Annotated in this window: 19 protein-coding genes and 1 riboswitch; of the genes, 16 read left to right on the forward strand and 3 right to left on the reverse strand. The window is 73.4% G+C overall.

Going from position 1 to position 18358, the window contains the following annotated elements; translation table 11 throughout:
- Positions 1 to 921 precede the first annotated feature (921 nt).
- From ACSNOD_RS15755 to ACSNOD_RS15765, 3 genes are all read left to right on the forward strand, one after another.
- Positions 922 to 1542 (forward strand): RDD family protein, encoded by a 621-nt coding sequence (locus ACSNOD_RS15755; RefSeq protein WP_436767557.1) that lies wholly within the window; start codon positions 922 to 924, stop codon positions 1540 to 1542.
- A 110-nt stretch (positions 1543 to 1652) separates the two neighbouring features.
- Positions 1653 to 2444, forward strand: a complete 792-nt coding sequence (locus ACSNOD_RS15760; RefSeq protein ID WP_436767558.1) for an RDD family protein — start codon at positions 1653 to 1655, stop codon at positions 2442 to 2444.
- A 55-nt stretch (positions 2445 to 2499) separates the two neighbouring features.
- Positions 2500 to 3039 (forward strand): RDD family protein, encoded by a 540-nt coding sequence (locus tag ACSNOD_RS15765; protein ID WP_436767559.1) that lies wholly within the window; start codon positions 2500 to 2502, stop codon positions 3037 to 3039.
- Positions 3040 to 3142: 103 nt separating this feature from the next.
- Here ACSNOD_RS15765 and ACSNOD_RS15770 read toward each other — a convergent pair whose 3' ends face one another.
- Positions 3143 to 3451, reverse strand: coding sequence for a hypothetical protein (locus ACSNOD_RS15770; RefSeq protein ID WP_436767560.1), 309 nt, complete (start codon positions 3449 to 3451; stop codon positions 3143 to 3145).
- Between the two features lie 388 nt (positions 3452 to 3839).
- On the opposite strand from ACSNOD_RS15770, the gene ACSNOD_RS15775 reads away from it, so the two are divergent.
- Together ACSNOD_RS15775 and ACSNOD_RS15780 are read left to right on the forward strand one after the other, a co-directional pair.
- Positions 3840 to 6239, forward strand: coding sequence for an immune inhibitor A domain-containing protein (locus ACSNOD_RS15775; protein ID WP_436767561.1), 2400 nt, complete (start codon positions 3840 to 3842; stop codon positions 6237 to 6239).
- Between the two features lie 137 nt (positions 6240 to 6376).
- Positions 6377 to 6823, forward strand: a complete 447-nt coding sequence (locus ACSNOD_RS15780; RefSeq protein WP_436767562.1) for a hypothetical protein — start codon at positions 6377 to 6379, stop codon at positions 6821 to 6823.
- On the opposite strand, the gene ACSNOD_RS15785 is transcribed toward ACSNOD_RS15780, so the two are convergent.
- Together ACSNOD_RS15785 and ACSNOD_RS15790 are read right to left on the reverse strand one after the other, a co-directional pair.
- Positions 6801 to 7385: an isochorismatase family protein gene (locus ACSNOD_RS15785; RefSeq protein ID WP_436767563.1), complete on the reverse strand. Its 585-nt coding sequence runs from the start codon at positions 7383 to 7385 to the stop codon at positions 6801 to 6803. The genes ACSNOD_RS15780 and ACSNOD_RS15785 overlap by 23 nt on opposite strands.
- Before the next feature lie 179 nt (positions 7386 to 7564).
- Positions 7565 to 8893, reverse strand: coding sequence for a nicotinate phosphoribosyltransferase (locus ACSNOD_RS15790; protein ID WP_436767564.1), 1329 nt, complete (start codon positions 8891 to 8893; stop codon positions 7565 to 7567).
- 103 nt (positions 8894 to 8996) lie between these two features.
- Here ACSNOD_RS15790 and clpS point away from each other — a divergent pair, with 103 nt between their 5' ends.
- The 11 genes from clpS to ACSNOD_RS15845 all read left to right on the forward strand — a co-directional run bounded on the left by clpS (position 8997) and on the right by ACSNOD_RS15845 (position 18020).
- Positions 8997 to 9308, forward strand: coding sequence for an ATP-dependent Clp protease adapter ClpS (clpS, locus tag ACSNOD_RS15795; protein WP_436767565.1), 312 nt, complete (start codon positions 8997 to 8999; stop codon positions 9306 to 9308).
- Entirely contained in the window at positions 9308 to 9895 is a 588-nt protein-coding gene (locus ACSNOD_RS15800) for a DUF2017 domain-containing protein (RefSeq protein ID WP_436767566.1), read from the forward strand. The genes clpS and ACSNOD_RS15800 overlap by 1 nt, the downstream gene beginning before the upstream one ends.
- Before the next feature lie 378 nt (positions 9896 to 10273).
- Complete coding sequence (locus ACSNOD_RS15805; RefSeq protein ID WP_436767567.1) at positions 10274 to 11740, forward strand: amino acid permease; 1467 nt, start codon at positions 10274 to 10276, stop codon at positions 11738 to 11740.
- Positions 11741 to 11862: 122 nt separating this feature from the next.
- Positions 11863 to 12285, forward strand: coding sequence for a Mov34/MPN/PAD-1 family protein (locus tag ACSNOD_RS15810; RefSeq protein WP_436767568.1), 423 nt, complete (start codon positions 11863 to 11865; stop codon positions 12283 to 12285).
- A 61-nt stretch (positions 12286 to 12346) separates the two neighbouring features.
- Positions 12347 to 12427, forward strand: a riboswitch (cobalamin riboswitch).
- A 58-nt stretch (positions 12428 to 12485) separates the two neighbouring features.
- Complete coding sequence (locus ACSNOD_RS15815) at positions 12486 to 13460, forward strand: ABC transporter substrate-binding protein (protein WP_436767569.1); 975 nt, start codon at positions 12486 to 12488, stop codon at positions 13458 to 13460.
- A gap of 78 nt (positions 13461 to 13538) precedes the next feature.
- Positions 13539 to 14657, forward strand: a complete 1119-nt coding sequence (locus ACSNOD_RS15820) for a FecCD family ABC transporter permease (RefSeq protein ID WP_436767570.1) — start codon at positions 13539 to 13541, stop codon at positions 14655 to 14657.
- Between the two features lie 113 nt (positions 14658 to 14770).
- Complete coding sequence (locus ACSNOD_RS15825; RefSeq protein ID WP_436767575.1) at positions 14771 to 15547, forward strand: ABC transporter ATP-binding protein; 777 nt, start codon at positions 14771 to 14773, stop codon at positions 15545 to 15547.
- Positions 15544 to 16401, forward strand: coding sequence for a (2Fe-2S)-binding protein (locus ACSNOD_RS15830; RefSeq protein ID WP_436767571.1), 858 nt, complete (start codon positions 15544 to 15546; stop codon positions 16399 to 16401). Before ACSNOD_RS15825 ends, ACSNOD_RS15830 begins: the two co-directional genes overlap by 4 nt.
- A gap of 92 nt (positions 16402 to 16493) precedes the next feature.
- Positions 16494 to 16625 carry a putative leader peptide gene (locus tag ACSNOD_RS15835; protein ID WP_436767572.1) on the forward strand — a complete coding sequence of 44 codons (132 nt, stop codon included), beginning with the start codon at positions 16494 to 16496 and terminating at the stop codon, positions 16623 to 16625.
- Positions 16626 to 16782: 157 nt separating this feature from the next.
- Positions 16783 to 17070 carry a MoaD/ThiS family protein gene (locus ACSNOD_RS15840; protein ID WP_436767573.1) on the forward strand — a complete coding sequence of 96 codons (288 nt, stop codon included), beginning with the start codon at positions 16783 to 16785 and terminating at the stop codon, positions 17068 to 17070.
- A complete protein-coding gene (locus ACSNOD_RS15845) occupies positions 17070 to 18020 on the forward strand; it encodes a PLP-dependent cysteine synthase family protein (protein ID WP_436767574.1) in 951 nt (316 codons plus the stop codon). The genes ACSNOD_RS15840 and ACSNOD_RS15845 overlap by 1 nt, the downstream gene beginning before the upstream one ends.
- Positions 18021 to 18358: the final 338 nt, after the last annotated feature.

Genomic DNA, 18358 nt, shown 5'->3' on the forward strand with positions numbered 1-18358 from the left:
CGCCTGCCCCGGCCGCCGCCGCGCCGTCCGTTCCCACGGCCGTGGCCGCGCCCACCGGCCCCTCCGCTCCCGTGGCCACGGCCCGGGCCGCGGGCGCGCAGGACCCCGCGCCCGCCGAGGAGACCGGGCCGATGTTCTTCGACGAGGACCCCCTCGACCCCCTCGACACCACGGGGGCCTCCCTCCCCGCGCTGCGCCCGCGCGGGGAGATGGACGTCCACGGCGCGGAGCCGGCCGGCCCGGGGAGCGCCGCCCCCCGCCCCGGGGGGGGGGGGGGGGGGCGCGCCCGGGCGGGGCGACGCCCCGGCCGCCGCCTGGCAGGCCGACTCCGCCCGCCAGCACGGCCTCGGCGGCGACCGGGACCGCCGCATCTCCTGGGGCGCCGCGCCCGGCGGCGACGGCGCGCAGGACCGGGGCGCCGACGCCGCCGAGGGGCCCGGGCTCCCGGGGCCCCGCGCGGCCGGGGCGCCCGAGCCCCGCGCCACCGGTGCGGCCGTCCCGGAGGGTGCCGTCCCGGGCGGCGGCGGGCCGCTGCCGGCCGAGCGCGCCACCGGCGGCGCGGCCGCCCGGCGCGAACGCACCGTCACCATCCGGGCCTTCGGCCCCTCGGCGGGGTCCGCCGCCGGTCCGAACGCCGCCGCCCAGGCCCCGTCGGCGCAGGACCGCGCCGCCGCACAGGCCGCCGCCCACGCTTCCGCACCGGCACCGGCCCCGTCGGCCCAGGGCCAGCCGGCCGCCGCCCAGGCCCCCGCCGCGGCGCAGGAGCGCGTACCGGCCCCGGGGCAGCCGGCGGCACCGGACCGCTCGCCGGTCGCCGCCCCCGGCTCCCCGGGCGGCGGCCAGGCGTCCTGGCCTCAGCAAGCGCCTCAGCAGGCGCCGCAGCAGACTGCTCAGCAGACCCCGCAGCACGCCGCGCAGCCCGTGCCCCAGCAGACGCGGCCCGCTGGGCAGCCCGCCCCGGCCGCGGGGGAGGGCCCGCTGCCGGCCGAGGGCCTGACGCCCTGGCGGCCGCCCGTCGACGACCCGTTCCTCCGCGCGGCCCGGGACCGGGCCGCCGCCCGCCCCGCCGCCCTCGGCCGCCGCCTGCTGGCGCGGCTGATCGACGGCCTGGTGCCGGTGGGGTCCGCCGCGGCCGCCGCCGTTCCGCTCGGGCAGAAGGCCGTGGAGCACGTCGACGCCAAGATCGAGGAGGCGAAGCTCAGCGGCGAGACGGTCACCGTCTGGCTGCTGGACGGGACGACCACCACCTACCTCGGCATCGTCCTGGGCGTGCTGCTGGTCGTCGGGCTGGTCTACGAGGTGCTGCCCACCGCGACCTGGGGCCGCACGCTCGGCAAGCGGCTGTGCGGGATCAGGGTGCTGGACATCGAGTCCCACGACACGCCCTCGTTCGGGGCCGCGCTGCGCCGCTGGCTCGTCAACAGCGTGCTGGGCCTGCTGGCGGTGGGCCTGGTCAATGTGGCCTGGTGCCTGTTCGACCGGCCCTGGCGGCAGTGCTGGCACGACAAGGCGGCCCGCACGTTCGTCGCCGGCAAGGGCTGACCCGGCCCCACCCGGGCCGGCCCGGGCCGGCCTCCCGGGCCCTCCGCCGGGTCCCCCGAACGGCTCATGCCGGGCTGCGCCCGGACCCGGGCGGGGTTCGACTGGGGGGCATGAGCAGCGATCAGCCGAGGCCCGGCCCCGACGAGCCGCCCGAGAGCGACCCGTTCGCGAAGCGGCCCCCGTCCGAGCCACCGCCTCAGCAGCCGCCCCCGCCCCCCGGAGGCGGCGGCCCGTACGGCGGCGGACCGCCCCCGCCCCCGTCGCCCCCGCCCTCGTCGCCGTACGGGACCCCGCCCGGTGGCGATCCGTACGGCGGCTCGGGCACCGGTGACCCGTACGGGGGCAGTGGCAGCCCGGGAGGCGGCGGCCCGTACGGGGGCCCTCCCGGCGGCGGCCCGTACGGCGGTCCCCCCGGCGGCGGTTACGGCGCCCCCTACGGAGCCGATCCGCTCGCGGGCATGCCGCCGCTGGCCAACCGCGGCCGCCGGCTGGTCGCCCGCATCATCGACAGCCTGATCATCGGCATTCCGGTGGGTGCCGTCATGACCCTGCTGGTCGGCGGCTACGACCCCACGGACGCGGACGACACCGGCAAGTCGGCCACCGTCCAGATCGTCATCCTCCTCGCCTACTTCGTCTACGAGGCCCTGATGCTCACCAACTCGGGCCAGACGCTGGGCAAGAAGTGGATGAAGATCCGCGTGGCGATGCTGGAGAACGGCGCGATCCCCTCGGGCCAGGCCGGCTGGCTGCGCGCGGCCACGTACTCGCTGCCCGAGGTCATTCCCTGCTGCGGCTTCATCTTCTGGCTGGTGAACGTCCTGAACTGCACCTGGGACAAGCCGTACCAGCAGTGTCTGCACGACAAGGTGGCGAAGACCGTGGTGGTCGCGGCGGACTGAGGCCCCCGTTCCGCCCGCTCTCGGCTTTCGGCCCGGCGGCTGATTTACTCCTCGTATGAGCGTGCACCAACCGCAGGGGCAGCGGCCCGGGGCCGGCAGCCCGTACCCCCCGTACGGCGACTCCGCGCCCCTGCCGGGCATGGCCCCGCTGGCCACCACCGGCCAGCGCTTCGTGGCCCGGCTGATCGACACGATGGTGCTGGGTCTGCTGTGGGTGCTGATGCTCGCGGCGACCGGCGCGCTCACCTACGCCACCGAGAACGACGGGCGGCAGGACCCGCTGCGGGTCCTGCTCTCGGCCACCCTCACCTTCGCCCTGTACTTCTGTTACGAGGGCGCGCTGCTGGACCGCAGCGGCCAGACCCTCGGCAAGCGGGCGGTGGGCATCCGGGTGGCGGTGCTGCGCGACGGGAACATCCCGCGCGGCCGCGGCTGGGCGCGCGCCGCCGTGTACGTGCTGCCGGGGATGCTCGCCCCGCTGGTGGTGGGCTGGGTGTTCTGGCTGGTGAACTCGCTGTGGTTCCTGTGGGACAAGCCCTACCGGCTCGCCCTGCACGACAAGATGGCCAAGACCGTGGTGGTCTCGGCCCGCTAGTCGGTCCCCAGGCCCGCCGGGTCGGTCCCGAGGCCCCTGACGATCCTCCTCCGGGTCCGCCCGGACCCGGAGGAGGGCTCGGCCGAAGGCCGGTGCCGATGGGTCAGCGCCGCAGGGAGTGCTCCCTGCGGGTGCCGCCTATCGCGGCGCCGGGGCGCGGCCGCGGGCTCGGCACCCGGAAGTGCGGGGTGCGCGAGGAGGCGGCCGCCGTCGTGGCGGAGGGCCGGCGGACCCGCTGGGATGGTCGCACGGACAGGGTCATGGCGATGAGCAGCCCGAGGGCGAGGCCCGCGAACGCGATGACCGTCACCCAGATCCCCGGGCGGGCCTGTGAGAGCAGCAGCATGGCCAGGGTCGACAGAACGACGGTGGCCGAACCATAGGCGAGCTGTGCGGCAGTCGGACGCGGCATGGCGGAATCCGTCCTCAGGGCTTCTTTGGGGGGTGTGGAGCCTGAGCCATGGGGGGACGGGGGAGCCGCCCCCCGAGCAACGCATGAGTTCGCGCCGTCATATGACTCTACGGTCCTGTCTGCCCGAGCGGAACTGCCGGTAAGCGTGACCTAACACACTGTGCCGGAGCATGGGGGGCGCACCGATTCACCGTTTCGTCGTCGGTGGGGGTTGAACGCGCCTGTTCCGGACCGGTCCTGATGTCCGATAACCGGAATGAGTCGACCGAGTAACGTACTTGTCTGTCGTGTGCCAGTCAAGACCTGTCTTTTCTTCCCCGCCTCCGGTCCAATGCCCCTCGGCGCACATGCCAGTCAACGCACTGTTGGGGGAAAGGACACCGACCACGTGAGCAACCGACGGAGGAGTCTCAGATCTGCCGCCCTGGTCACGGCCGTTGCCGCGATCGGGGCGAGCGGTCTGACCGTAACCGCGGCCCGGGCCGACGAGGCGCGGGGCGCCGCGTCCGCGGTGGAGCGCCACGACCCGGCGCCCGCCAGGGAGCATGTGAAGCACGATCTCGACGGGCCGTTCAGCAAGCGGCAGGAGGAACAGCGCAAGGACGCGCTCCAGCAGGTGCTCGCGGGGGACGCCACGGCCGAACGCCGCGGCCCCTCCACGGTGGTCGAGCTCGACCGCGGCAAGTACGTCGAGCTGGCCCGGGAGAAGACCGACAAGATCTTCACCATTCTCGTGGAGTTCGGCGACCAGGTCGACTCCACCACGATGCACGACCCCGACGGCCCCACCGGCCCCAAGCCCCCGGCGCCCAAGTACGGCGGCGAGCCCGGTCCGCTGCACAACCGAATAACCGAGCCCGACCGCTCCCAGGACAACAGCACGGCCTGGCAGAAGGACTACAACCGCAAGCACTTCGAGGACCTGTACTTCTCGAAGGAGGACGGCAAGGAGTCCCTCAAGAAGTACTACGAGAAGCAGTCCTCCGGCCGCTACTCGGTCGACGGCGAGGTCTCCGACTGGGTGAAGGTCGACTGGAACGAGGCCCGGTACGGTTCCAACTACTGCGGCGACACCAACTGCCACAACGTCTGGGACCTGGTGCGCGACGGCGTCAACCGGTGGGTCGCGGACCAGCGGGCCGCCGGCCGGACGCCCGAGCAGATCAAGGCGCAGCTGGCCGCGTACGACCAGTGGGACCGCTACGACTTCGACGGCGACGGCAACTTCAACGAGGCCGACGGCTACATCGACCACTTCCAGATCGTGCACGCCGGCGAGGACGAGTCCGCCGGCGGCGGTGACCAGGGCACCAACGCGCTCTGGGCGCACCGCTGGTACGCGTTCGGCACCGACGCCGGCAAGACCGGCCCGGCGCAGAACAAGTCCGGCGGCACCGAGATCGGCGACACCGGCATCTGGGTCGGCGACTACACCATGCAGCCGGAGAACGGCGGGCTCGGCGTCTTCGCCCACGAGTACGGCCACGACCTGGGGCTGCCGGACCTCTACGACACCACCGGCAAGGGCGAGTCGTCGGTCGGCTTCTGGTCGCTGATGTCCACCGGCTCCTGGCTGGGCACCGGCAAGGGCTCCATCGGCGACCTGCCGGGCGACATGAGCGCCTGGGACAAGCTCCAGCTCGGCTGGCTGAGCTACGACAAGGCCAAGGCCGCGACCGCGTCCACGCACACGCTGGGCGTCGCCGAGTACAACACCAAGGACAAGCAGGCGCTGGTCGTCGAGCTGCCCGCCAAGTCCGAGACCACCACGGTCGTCGCGCCCGCCGAGGGCGCCAGGCAGTGGTGGAGCGGCATGGGCAACAACCTCAAGAACACCCTCGCCCGCCCGGTCGACCTCACCGGCAGGGCGAGCGCCTCCCTCCGGTTCAAGGGCTGGTGGGACATCGAGGAGAACTACGACTACCTCTACACCGAGGTCTCCACCGACGGCGGCGCCAACTGGACCCCGGTCGACGGCACCGCGGACGGCAAGCCGATCACCCGGGACGGCGGCGACAAGCCCGCGCTCACCGGCGTCTCCGGCGGCCACAAGGACATGGTCTTCCCGCTGGACGCGTACGCCGGCAAGAAGATCGACCTCCGCTTCCGCTACCAGACCGACGGCGGCGCGGCCCAGAAGGGCTTCACCGCGGACGCGATCAGCGTGCTGGCCGACGGCGCGGCGCTGTTCACCGACGGCGCCGAGAAGGACGACGCAGGCTGGACCGGCAAGGGCTTCTCGCGCATCGCCGGGTCCTTCACCAAGGAGTACCCGCAGTACTACATCGCCGAGAACCGCCAGTACGTCTCCTACGACCGGACGCTGAAGACCGGCCCGTACAACTTCGGCTTCGCCAACACCCGGCCGAGCTGGGTCGAGCACTACCCGTACCAGAGGGGCCTCGTCGTCTGGCTGTGGGACACCTCGCAGCAGGACAACAACGTCGGCGTCCACCCCGGTGAGGGCCTGATCCTGCCCGTGGACGCGCACGCCGCGCCGGAGAAGTTCGCCGACGGCACCCTGATGCGCAACCGCGTCCAGGCGTACGACTCGCCGTTCAGCTGGTACCCCACCCAGGGCATCACCCTGCACAAGAACGGCAAGCCGTCGAAGATCCGGATGAAGCCGGGCAAGTCGTTCTTCGACGACCGGACCGGCAAGTACTGGTACGAGTCCAACCCGACGGCCGGCGTGAAGGTTCCTGACACCAACACCCGGATCGCCATCCTCCAGCAGGCGCCGAACGGCTCCACGATGACCGTCCAGGTCGGCCCCTCCACCAAGTAACCGGCATTTCAGCAGGTCAGAACGGTTGCGGCCGTCGCCCTCTGGCGGGCGGCGGCCGCATCCACGACCATGGGCGCAGGCAGGCTCTTATTGACACCGTGGTTGTGACACCTGTGGTCGACGGGGGAGATGCGCGGATGGCCGGCGGAGGATTCACCAAGCTCCCGGGCGGGAGCGTCGTCGTGGCGCTGTCCGTGCCCCGGCCCGACGGCGCGGCCGGCCCGGGCCCCGCCCCCCGGGTCCCGGACGCCTCCCGGGTACGGGTGCTGGTGCACGCCGCGAACCGGCAGCGGGCGCTCACCCGGCTGCGCAATCTCGGGCTGCGCGCGGTCTATCTGCGCGGCAACACCGAGCCGCCCACCCCGGACGAGATCACCGCCGTCCTCCACCACCCCGACGGCCTGGTCTGGCGCGCCGTGCGCGCCGACGACACGGAGTCCTGGCACCCCATCGGGGCGCTGCTGCGGCCCCGCCCGGCCGCCCCCGGGGGAGCGGAGCCGGCGGCGGACGCCGGTGGCACCGGGGAGACCGGGGAGACCGGGCACACCGGCACACAGGCCGTCAGCGGGCCGGCGCGCCGCTGAGCTCCACCCCCGCCGCCCGGAGCTCCTCCAGCGCCGCGCGGGTGGTCTCCTCGGCGACGCCCACCGTCAGGTGGAGCAGCACATGCGTGGCGAAGCCCTCCCGCACGGCGTCCAGGGCGGTCGCCCGCACACAGTGGTCCGTGGCGATGCCGACCACGTCGACCTCGCTCACCCCGCGGTCGCGCAGCCACGCCGCCAGCGGGGTGCCGTTCTCGTCCACGCCCTCGAAGCCGCTGTACGCGGCCGCGTAGGCGCCCTTGTCGAACACCGCGTCCACCGCGCCCGAGGCGACGGCGGGCGCGAAGTTGGGGTGGAAGCCGCTGCCCTCGGTGCCCGCCCGGCAGTGCACCGGCCAGGTGCGCACATAGTCCGGGTGGTCCGAGAAGTGCTCGCCCGGCTCGATGTGGACATCGCGGGTGGCCACCACATGGCGGTAGCCGGCCGGCGCCTGGCCGACCAGATCGGTGATCGCGGCGGCGACGTCGGCGCCCCCGGCGACCGCGAGGCTGCCGCCCTCGCAGAAGTCGTTCTGCACATCGACGACGATCAGTGCCCGGTGCATGACGGGTGTCCTTCGGCTGGTGACGGAGGGCGGGGCGGGGCGCCGCCCGGCCCGCCCTCCGGGCGGACGGCGCTCCGGTGAAGACACTCCCCGGTGTCGAGGGTAGAAGCTCGGACGCGGACCGTGGAGCACTCGGACGTGGCCCCAAAGAGCTCTCGGACGCGGACCGCGGGGAGCTGTCAGACGTAGACCGTGGGGAGCACCGGCTCGCCGCGGGAGAGCTGGGCCGCCGACATCGGCAGCGCCGCCAGCGCCGCCCGGTGCCGCTCGCGGGCCGCCTCCAGCCGCTCGCGCCCGACCACCTCGCCGCCCCGCACCAGCGGCACCAGCAGCTGCCGGGCCGCCAGGTCCTCGGGGACCGGCCCGGTGCCGACGACCTCGGCCTCCGCGACCCCGTCGGCGTCGAGCCGGCGCGCGGCCCACTTGCGCCCGCCGAGCGAGCTCTTGCCGCCGGTGGACCGCTTGGCGACCGGCTCCAGCGGGGCCGCCGGGTCGGCCGAGCGGGCCCGGGCGACCAGCTTGTAGACCATGGAGCAGGTGGGGTGGCCGCTGCCGGTCACCACCTGGGTGCCGACCCCGTACGCGTCCACGGGCGCGGCCGCCAGCGAGGCGATCGCGTACTCGTCGAGGTCGCTGGTCACCACGATTTTGGTGTCGCGCGCGCCCAGCTCGTCGAGCTGCTGGCGCACCCGGTGGGCGACGAGCAGCAGGTCGCCGGAGTCGATGCGGACGGCGCCGAGCTCCGGGCCGGCGATCTCCACGGCGGTCCGCACCGCCTCGGTGACGTCGTAGGTGTCCACCAGCAGGGTCGTGCCCCGGCCGAGGGAGTCGACCTGGGCGGTGAAGGCGTCCCGCTCGCTGTCGTGCACCAGCGTGAAGGCGTGCGCACTGGTGCCGACGGTCGGAATGTTGTACCGGAACCCGGCGGCCAGATCGGAGGTGGAGGCGAAGCCGCCGACGTAGGCGGCGCGGGCCGCGGCGACGGCGGCCAGCTCATGGGTGCGCCGGGCGCCCATCTCGATCAGCGGCCGGCCGGCGGCGGCCACCGCCATCCGGGAGGCCGCGGCGGCCACCGCCGAGTCGTGGTTGAGGATCGAGAGGATCACCGTCTCCAGCAGCACGGCCTCGGCGAAGGACGCCTCCACCCGCAGGATCGGGGAGCCGGGGAAGTACACCTCGCCCTCGGGGTAGCCCCAGATGTCGCCCCGGAAGCGGTAGTCGGCCAGCCACTGGAGGGTCGGCTCGTCCACCACCTGCCGGTCCCGCAGGAACTCCAGCACCCCGGCGTCGAAACGGAAGTTCTCGACCGCGTCCAGCACGCGCCCGGTGCCGGCCACGACGCCGTACCGGCGGCCCTCGGGCAGCCGGCGGGTGAAGACCTCGAAGACCGACCGACGGCCCTCGGTGCCGGCCTTGAGCGCCGCCCGCAGCATGGTCAGCTCGTACTGGTCGGTGAAGAGCGCGGTCGACGGCACGGCGACCGGCAGCCCCATGTCGGCAGTGTTCATACGGGGAGCGTACCCCCAATCTCGTCACATTGACGATTTCGATGCCCGATCGAGCGCCACGACCGCCACCCCGTTTGTGCGACGCCCCGTGCCGAGTGGCAGCATGGGCCACGTGAGCGTCGCACCCATGGAGATCGAGAGCACCGAATCCCGCGAGGCGTCCGAAGCGGTGCCCGCTCCGGATGTGCCCTGGGTGACGATCGTGCACAACGACCCGGTGAATCTGATGAGCTATGTGACCTACGTCTTCCAGGCGTACTTCGGCTACTCGAAGGACAAGGCACACAAACTCATGCTCGATGTGCACCACAAGGGGCGGGCGGTCGTCTCCAGCGGGACCCGCGAGGAGATGGAACGCGACGTACAGGCCATGCACGGCTACGGCCTGTGGGCGACCCTCCAGCAGGACCGCTGATGGCCGGCCACTTCGAACCGCTGCCCGGCGGCGGGGCGGCGATCGCCCTGGACGAGGTCGAGATCTCCATCCTGCGCAGCCTGGCCGTGCAGCTCGTCGAGCTGGTCGGGCCCGGCGAGGAGCCGGTCGAGGGCGACGACCCGCTGGCCGCGCTGTTCTCCGAGGGCCCCAGCGAGCCGCCCTCCGACCCGGCGCTGGCCCGGCTCTTCCCGGACGCGTACGGCGGCCCGGAGCGGGAGCCGGACGAGGAGGCCCGGCGGGCGTCGGCCGAGTTCCGCCGCTTCACCGAGAACGATCTGCGGGCCCGCAAGCGCGACGACGCCATCGCGGTGATCCGCTCGCTGGACGCGCTGGCCGCCGGTGACGGCGCGGCCGCGCTGGAGCTGACCCCCGACGAGTCGCGCCAGTGGCTGGGCACGCTCAACGATCTGCGGCTGGCGATCGGCACCCGGCTGGAGGTCACCGACGAGGAGGACGGCGGCGAGCTCTACCGGCTGCCGGACGCCGACCCCCGCAAGCCGATGGTGCTGGCCTATCTCTGGCTCGGCGAGCTCCAGCAGACGCTGGTGGAGACGCTGATGCCGTGAGCGGCCGCGGCCGGCCGGCGCGCGGGCCCCTTTGCCGCGGTTCCGCTCGGTTTCGCGGCGCTTGTCCCGCGCGCGTTACCCACGGTCGCCCAGCGGACACGGGAGCCCGTATAACGATCTGATGACCGAACCCGCCGGATCTGAACCGGCGTACGTCTTTTGCCCGCTTTTTCTTGTGGTGTGCACCACATTCCCCTGTCCGGGCGACCTCCGATCAGTGTGTCGGCCGTGATAAATCTTGCCGACCTGCCTCCGCGACGCCACCCATGTCGCGGCGGGAGCGCTGAGCCGGCAGACCGTCGGCGTGCAGGACTCCATCCGGGGGGATCGGGACCCGATCCGGACAGACCGGATCGGTTGGAGAAAGGCGCACCATTCATGACCTCTGTGCAGGTCGACAAGGACAGCGACGGCAAGGGGGCCGCGGCGGCCGCTCCCGAAGAGGGCTATCAGCGCGGGCTGGGCAACCGGCAGATCCAGATGATCGCCATTGGTGGCGCCATCGGCACCGGCCTCTTCCTGGGCGCGGGCAAGGCCATCTCCAAGGCCGGCCCGAGCCTCATCCTCGCCTACGCCATCGCCGGCATAGTGATCTTCTTCATCATGCGGGCGCTCGGCGAGCTCCTGATGTACCGCCCGGTCTCCGGCAGCTTCTCGGAGTACGCGCGGGAGTTCCTCGGCCCGTTCTTCGGCTTCGTCACGGGCTGGACGTACTGGCTCTTCTGGGTCGTCACCGGCATCACGGAAGTGACCGCGGCGGCCACCTATGTGCAGTACTGGGCCGACGTCCCGCAGTGGATCTCGGCGCTCGTCTTCACGGTCGTCCTCTTCTGCATCAACCTGATCTCGGTGAAGCTCTTCGGTGAGCTGGAGTTCTGGTTCTCGATGATCAAGGTCACCGCGATCATCGGCATGATCCTCATCGGTCTCGGCGTGATCACCCTCGGCTTCTCCGACGCCGGTGACACCGCCTCCTTCACCCTGCTCTGGTCCGACGGCGGCTTCTTCCCGAAGGGCATCGGCGGCACGCTGATGACCCTGCAGATCGTGATGTTCGCCTTCCTCGCCGTCGAGCTGGTCGGCGTCACCGCCGGCGAGGCCGCCGACCCCAAGAAGACCCTGCCCAAGGCGATCAACACCGTGCCGTGGCGGATCGCGGTCTTCTACCTGGGCGCGCTCATCATCATCCTGTCCGTCGTCAGCTGGACCGTCTTCGAGCCGGGCGTCAGCCCGTTCGTCGCCGCCTTCCAGAAGATCGGCCTGCCGGCCGGCGCCGGCATCGTCAACTTCGTGGTGCTCACCGCCGCCCTGTCGTCCTGCAACTCCGGCATGTACTCCACCGGCCGGATGCTGCGCGACCTCGCGCTCAACGGCCAGGGCCCGAAGTTCTTCACCAAGCTGACGAAGAACGGCCTGCCGCTGGTGGGCACCTCGGCCTCCGCCGCGCTGATGATGGTCGGCGTTTGGATCAACTACGAGTGGCCGTCCGAGGCGTTCAACTACGTCGTCTCCTTCGCCACCATCTCCGGCATGTGGGCCTGGATCATGATCCTGTGCTCCCAGCTCCGCTACCGGGCCAAGGCCGACCGCGGCGAGCTGCCGCAGTCGGAGTTCAAGGCCCCCGGAGCGCCGTACACCAGCTGGTTCGCGCTGCTGTTCATCGGCATGGTCATCGTGCTGATGGGCATCGACAAGGACGCCCGCGTCTCGCTCTACGCGGCGCCCATCTGGGCCGCGATCCTGGGCGTGTCCTACCTCGTCCTCAAGGCCCGCCGGCCGGAGGTGTTCCTGCCCAAGGAGTACCGGCTGGAGGACGAGGCCGAGACCCCCGGGAAGAAGCTCTGAGAACGCTCCGGGAGCGCTCTGAGGGTCTCCTGACCCCGGCCGGCTCCGGCCGCTGATCCCAGCATGCGGGACCGTTCGTATCGCCTGTCGATACGAACGGCCCCGCGGCTTATTCTGGCGCCATGCTGACCATCACCCAGGACCTCCACGACCGCATCGTGGCGCACGCCCGCGCCGACCACCCCGACGAGGCGTGCGGCGTGGTCGCCGGGCCGGCCGGCTCCGGCCGCCCCGAGCGGTTCGTCCCGATGCTCAACGCGGCCCGCTCGCCCACCTTCTACGAGTTCGACTCCACGGACCTGCTGAAGCTCTACCGCGAGATGGACGACCGCGACGAGGAGCCGGTGGTCATCTACCACTCCCACACCGCCACCGAGGCCTACCCCTCGCGCACCGACATCTCGTACGCCAACGAGCCGAACGCGCACTACGTGCTGGTCTCCACGGCGGACACCGACGGCGCCGGGCCGTTCCAGTTCCGCTCGTTCCGGATCGTGGCCGGCGAGGTCACCGAGGAGGAGGTCCGCGTCGTCCAGGCGTACTGAGCACCTGCCGGTCCGGGTGATCCATCTGGCAGACTGAGCGCGACTTCAGGGCGGCAGGCACCAGGAACCCGGCGCGAATCCGGGACGGTCCCGCCACTGTGACCGCGCACGGCCGACGGCCGCGCGCGGGAGTCAGGAACTGGACTGCCGCCTCCAGCACCGAACAAGGGACGCGGAAATCCCTTGGAGGAGGCACAGCCATGCTCCGGCGCCGCGCGCTCATCGCCGCCACCCTGCTCGCGACCCTCGTGTCCTGCGGCACCAGCCCCGACGGCGGCGGGAGCGACTCCGCCGCCGCCGAGGGCTTCCCCTACACCGTCACCAACTGCGGCGTCAGCACCACCTTCAAGGCCCCGCCCAAGCGCGCCGTCACCATGAACCAGCACGTCACCGAGGTGATGCTGGAGCTCGGACTGGAGAAGTCCCTGGCCGGCACCGCCTATCTCGACGACAAGGTGCTGCCCGCGTACGAGAGCGCCTACCGCTCCGTGCCGGTCCTCTCCGCGAAGTACCCCTCCCGCGAGGCGCTGCTCGCCGCCAACCCCGACTTCGTCTACGGCGGTTACTCCTCCGCCTTCGCGCTCGCCGAGGGCCGCGACCGCGAGGGGCTGAAGAAGTCCGGCGTCGCGACCCGGCTCAACGTCGAGAACTGCTCCGGCGGCAGCACCTCGGTGGAGGACCTCTACCGCGAGATCCGCGAGGTCGGCCGCACCTTCGGCGTCCCGGCCAGGGCCGAGAAGTGGGTCGAGAAGGCCCAGGGCACCTTCGCCGCCACCGAGAAGAAGCTCGCCGGCGCCCCGGCCGTCCCCGTCTTCGTCTACGACAGCGGCGACAAGACCGCCTACACCGTCGGCGGCAAGGGCATCGGCAACGAGATCATCAAGCGCGCCGGCGGCCGCAATGTCTTCGCCGACATCGACAAGAGCTTCGGCGACGCCTCCTGGGAGGCCGTCGTGGCCCGCAGGCCCGAGGTCGTGGTGATCTACGACTACGGCGCCACCACCGTCGAACAGAAGAAGAAGCGGCTGCTGGAGGACCCGGCGCTCGCCGAGGTGCCCGCCATCAAGAACCGGCGCTTCGCCGTGATGTCGCTCTCGGACACCGTGCTGGGCGTACGGGTGCCGGAGGCGGTCGGGCGCCTGGCCGACCAGCTCCACCCGGCCACGAAGTCCTGAGCCGCCGCCGTGCCCGCCCCGAATCCCGCCGCTCCGCGTTCCGCCGCCCCGAACACCGCCGCCGAGGGTCGTGCCGCCATGCCTGATCAGGACGCCGCAGCCGAAGCATCCGTTGGCGCCGAGGCTCGTGCCGCCGAGGGGCCCGCCGCCCCGAACACCGCCCCCGGCCGGGCCCCGCAGCGCGTGCGCTACACCCTGGTCGTCACCGCCCTGACTTGCGCGCTCGTCGTGACCGCCCTCGCCGCGCTGGCCCTCGGCTCCGTCCGCATCCCCCTGGGCCAGGTGCTCGACGTCCTCACCGGCGACGCGCCGCCCGGCCCCTTCCGCACCATCGTCCTCGACGTCCGGCTGCCCCGCGTGCTGCTCGGCGCCATCACCGGCGCCGGCCTCGCCGTCATCGGCGCCGTGCTGCAGGCGCTGGTCCGCAACCCCCTGGCCGACCCGTACCTGCTCGGGGTCTCCTCCGGCGCGGCCGTCGGCTCGGTGCTCGTCATCGTCCTCGGCCTGGGCGGGGGGCTGGCCACCACCGTCACCGTGCCGGCCGCCGGGTTCGCCGGCGCGCTCGGCGCCCTCGTCCTGGTCTACGGCCTGGCCCGCGGCGGCGGCGCCTTCACCACCGGGCGGCTCATCCTCTCCGGGGTCGCCGTCTCCTACATCCTCTCCGCCGTCACCAGCCTGATCCTGGTCACCTCCGCCCGCGCCGAGCACCTCCAGGAAATGCTCTACTGGACCCTCGGCGGCCTGGGCAGCGCCCGCTGGGACACGCTCGCCCTGCCCGCGATCGCCCTGGCCGCGGGCACCGCGCTGCTGCTCGCCCTCGCCCGCCCGCTCGACCTGCTGCTGGTCGGCGAGGAGGGCGCCACCGTGCTCGGCCTGGACACCGCCCGCTTCCGCGCCGCCGTCTTCGTCCTGGCCTCCCTGCTCACCGGGGTGCTCGTCGCCCACAGCGGCGCCATCGGCTTCGTCGGCCTGATGGTGCCGCACGCCGCCCGGCTGGTCGTCGGCGCCGGCCACCGGGCCCTGCTCCCGGTCGCGGCGCTCGCCGGCGCCGTGTTCCTGCCGCTGGCCGACCTGGCCGCCCGCACCGTCGCCGCCCCCCAGGACATCCCCGTCGGCGTGCTCACCGCGCTCACCGGCGGCCCGTTCTTCCTGTGGATGCTGCGACGGCGCGGCCGTACCGAAGGAGTGACCGCGTGAGTGACGGCACGACGGCCGCCGCCCCGGCCGCATCCGCCGGGACATCCGCCGGCCCCGGCGGGGGCGCGAAGACGGCCCCCGCCCCCGATCCGGCCGGCCCCGCGCCCGCCGCGCTGCGCACCGAGGGCCTGACCTACGAGGCCGGCGGGCGGGCGCTCGTCGACGGCGTCGACCTGGAGATCGCCCCCGGCGAGACCGTGGGGCTCGTCGGCCCCAACGGCAGCGGCAAGACCACCCTGCTGCGCTGCGTCTACGGCACCCTGCGGCCCACCCGCGGCCGGGTGCTGCTCGACGGCGACGACGCCCACGCCCTGGGCGCCAAGGCCCGCGCCCGCCGGGTCGCCACCGTGCCGCAGGACGGGCAGGGCGCCTTCGAACTGACCGTGCGCCAGGTCGTCGCCATGGGGCGCTCCCCGCACAAGCGGTTCTGGGAGGCCGACACGGCCGCCGACGCCGAGCTCGTGGACCGCGCCCTGGACCGGCTGGGCGTGGCGGACCTGGCCGAGCGCGACTTCTCCGGCCTCTCCGGCGGCGAGCGCCAGCGGGCCCTGGTCGCCCGCGCGGTGGTCCAGCGCCCGGCCCTGCTGGTCCTGGACGAGCCGACCAACCACCTCGACGTCCGCTACCAGCTGGAGATCCTCTCCCTGGTGCGCTCCCTCGGCGTCACCACCGTGCTCGCCCTGCACGACCTCAACCTCGCGGCCTACTACTGCGACCGGCTGTACGTGCTGGCCGGCGGGCGCGTGGTGGCCTCCGGCCCGCCGGCCGCGGTGCTCACGGAGGAGCTGCTGGCCTCGGTGTACGGGGTACGGGCCGAGGTGAGCGTCCATCCGGCGACCGGCGCGCCGACGGTGGTCTATCTGCCCGGGCCGCCGGGGGAGCGGCGGTGACGGCCGCCGGGGCCGCCGGGGCCGCCGCGCTCGCCGCGGCGCACGGCCCCCGCTACCGCTTCGAGACCGGCCCGCCGCCGCCCGCCGAGGCGGCCGACTGGCTCCCCGCCGACCGGCTCCTCGCCCCCGACACCCCCGAGCTCGCCCGCCTGCTCGACTCCGAACACCGGGGCAGCGGCCACCGCACCGCCCACGCCGCCGCGCTCACGCTGATCGCGGTCTACGCGGGCCGGGTGACGGCCGCGGCGATGCTCTGGTGGGCGCTGGAGGGCCGGGTCCTGGACGTCCGACCGGAGAACGTCCTCGTTCGCCCGGACCCGGCCCACGGCATCGCCGGGGTCCGGCTGCGCGCCCTCCGCGAGGCGCCGCCGGACGCCCCCGTCGAGGCGGGAGCCGACGGCGGACCCGGCGAGGGCACCCACCACGGCGAGGGCACCCACCCCGGCGAGGGCACCGGGAGCGCCGGCCGCGCGGCCACCCCGTACGGGCCCGTCCTCACCCGCCATCTGCTGCCCCTCGCCGAGGCCCTGCACCGGCGCACCCGCGCCGGCCGGCGGCAGCTCCTCGGCGGCGTCGCCCACGGCTGCGCCACCGCGCTCTGCGCCTCGCGGGCCGACCCCGCGCTGCTCGCCCGGCGCTGGGCGCGGTTCACCGACGGCGCCCCCGGCGGTCTCGGCGCGCTCGGCGAGGTCGCCACCGTCCACCGCCGGGAGCCGGACGGCACGGCCCGGCCGCGCCTGGTCTATCTGCGTCGCACCTGCTGTCTCTACTACACCAGCGCCGAGGCCGTCCGCTGCGTCAGCTGCTGTCTGACCAGCCGCGACGAGCGCCTCGCGGCCTACGCCGCCCGCTGAGCGCCCCGCCCCGGGATGCGGCCGTCCGCCCGGACGTCCGCATCCTGGGACGGCGTCCCGGACCGCGAACAGGGAATCGATACGATGACCGCATGGTTGTCCAGGACGTGAGCGACGAGACGCCGGGCGCGCTGCTCGTTGCGCGGCTGCACGTCGACCTGTGCCGCCTCGCCAGCGCCATGTGTCGCGCCGCCGCCGGGGCCCGCCGCACCTCCGCGGCCTGACCGGACGCCGCGCGGGGACCCCTGGCCCCCGCAGCGCGCCCGCCGGGGCGCGGCCCGCGCCGTACGCCCCGCCGCACCGCGCCGCACGCTCCCGCTCCCCCGCTCTTCCCCTTTCTCAGCCCGTCTCATCCCGCCCGTTCGACAGGAGCCGAAGACCATGGCCATCGAGGTCCGCATCCCGACCATCCTCCGCACCTACACCGACGGCGCCAAGGCGGTCGAAGGCAACGGCGCCACCATCGGCGAGCTCTTCACGGACCTCGACACCCGCCACGCCGGCATCCGGGACCGCCTCGTCGACACCGAGGCCGGCGGCGAGCTGCGCCGGTTCGTCAACGTCTACCTCAACGACGAGGACGTCCGCTTCCTCGCCGGCATCGCCACCAAGCTCTCCGACGGCGACAGCGTGACGATCCTCCCCGCGGTCGCCGGCGGCATGCGCTGATGCGGTACGACTCGCCCGTCGCCGCCGTCGGCGACACCCCGCTGGTCCGGCTGCCGCGGCTGTCCCCCTCGGCGGACGTCCGGATCTGGGCGAAGCTGGAGGACCGCAATCCGACCGGCTCCATCAAGGACCGGCCGGCGCTCCATATGGTCGAACAGGCCGAGCGGGACGGCCGGTTGCGCCCCGGCGCGACCATCCTGGAGCCGACCTCCGGCAACACCGGCATCTCGCTGGCCATGGCGGCCCGGCTCAAGGGCTACCGCATGGTCTGCGTGATGCCCGAGAACACCTCCGCGGAGCGCCGGCAGCTGCTGGCCATGTGGGGCGCGGAGATCATCCCCTCGCCGGCCGCGGGCGGCTCCAACACCGCCGTACGGGTGGCCAAGGAGCTCGCCGCCGAGCACCCCGACTGGGTGATGCTCTACCAGTACGGCAACCCCGACAACGCCGGCGCCCACTACGCCACCACCGGCCCGGAGATCCTCGCCGACCTGCCCTCCATCACCCACTTCGTCGCCGGACTGGGCACCACCGGCACGCTCATGGGCGTGGGCCGCTTCCTGCGCGAGAAGGTGCCGGGGGTGCGCATCGTCGCCGCCGAGCCGCGCTACGACGACCTCGTGTACGGGCTGCGCAACCTCGACGAGGGGTTCGTGCCCGAGCTCTACGACGAGTCCGTGCTCACCACCCGCTTCTCCGTGGGCTCCGAGGACGCGGTGCGGCGCACCCGGGAACTCCTCCAGCAGGAGGGCATCTTCGCGGGCATCTCGACCGGGGCCGTGCTGCACGCCGCGCTGGGCGTCGCCCGCAAGGCGGTCGCGGCGGGGGAGACGGCGGACATCGTCTTCGTCGTCGCCGACGGCGGCTGGAAATACCTCTCGACCGGGGTCTACACCGCGCCGACCGTCGAGGACGCGGTCGCCGCGCTCCAGGGCCAGCTCTGGGCCTGAGGCCGCGTCACGGCTCCCGGCCCACTCATCGGAACACCTGACGGCACGCCACCCGGGATCTCCCCCGGGTGCCGTGCCGTCGCCGCGTAATGCCCATCTCCCGCGCCCATCCCTTACGGGGGCGTGTCGCGCCGGTTCCCCCGGCGGCCGCCACCGTTGCTCGCGCGGGCGCGGACCCACCCGTACCGGTGACAGCCCGGGTGAGTTCGCCCACAACGGCGGCCGGTGGAGGAGCGACCAGCCCTTTCGCGCCTTACGCTCGACACACCGCGTAACCCCCGCACGCCCCGGTGTCCCCGCTGTACGTCAGCGCCTTCCCGCCGTGCTCCACCCGGAAG

It is taken from the genome of Streptomyces sp. URMC 123 (assembly GCF_051386515.1).
GTDB lineage: Bacteria > Actinomycetota > Actinomycetes > Streptomycetales > Streptomycetaceae > Streptomyces.